Annotated in this window: 1 rRNA gene; it reads right to left on the bottom strand. The window is 57.4% G+C overall.

Annotated elements, in window-relative coordinates:
• Positions 1 to 101 (bottom strand): 5S ribosomal RNA (rrf, locus tag WH85_RS48055); the annotation flags it as partial.
• Positions 102 to 289 lie beyond the last annotated feature (188 nt).

Below are 289 nucleotides of genomic sequence, written 5' to 3'. Positions count from 1 at the left end.
CTCTCCCACACCCTCCCGAGTGCAGTACCATCGGCGCTGGAGGGCTTAGCTACCGGGTTCGGAATGTAACCGGGCGTTTCCCCTCCGCTATGACCACCGAAACACCTTTCAGCAACAGCGAAGAACCAGCAACCTGACTTCTCCGAGCCCGCCGGCGCCGACAAGTCGACACCAACCGGACCCTCAAAATCGGGGTGGTTGTTCGTTTGCTGTGAATCACACAGTGGACGCGTAGCACAAAGTTTAGGGTGGTTAAGCCCTCGGCCTATTAGTACCGGTCAACTCAACA

Origin of the sequence: Actinoplanes rectilineatus (assembly GCF_000962825.1) — a bacterium.
Taxonomy (GTDB): domain Bacteria; phylum Actinomycetota; class Actinomycetes; order Mycobacteriales; family Micromonosporaceae; genus Actinoplanes; species Actinoplanes rectilineatus.
Note: the sequence above shows the minus strand (reverse complement) of the source record. Positions and strands in the feature narration are given on the sequence as shown.